This window comes from Streptomyces sp. AC550_RSS872, from assembly GCF_019049285.1.
Classification (GTDB): Bacteria; Actinomycetota; Actinomycetes; order Streptomycetales; family Streptomycetaceae; genus Streptomyces.
In genome coordinates, this window is sequence record NZ_JAGMUL010000072.1 from 1 (window position 1) to 278 (window position 278).

Here is a 278-nt window from a genome sequence, read left to right on the forward strand (position 1 = left end):
TTCGAGGACTCCCGGTACGTCCCGCTGCTCAAGCACGCCGACGCCCTCTGGGAGCAGCTCCAGCAGGAGACCGGCCGCGAGCTGCGCCGCCTGACCGGATGCCTGCTCATGGGGCCGACCGACCACCAGCAGATGGCCACGGTGCTCCAGTCCATCGCGGAGCACGACCTCGACCACGAGGTGCTGGACGTCGAAGCCCTGGCCAAGCGCTTCCCGCAGTACCGCATCGAGGAAGGCGACGCGGCCGTACTCGACCGCCGTGCCGGGTTCATCCGCCC

At 70.1% G+C, this 278-nt stretch carries 1 pseudogene; it reads left to right on the top strand.

The features are described 5' to 3' along the window. A pseudogene (locus tag KUM44_RS27090) lies at positions 1-278 on the top strand (N-methyl-L-tryptophan oxidase); the annotation flags it as partial.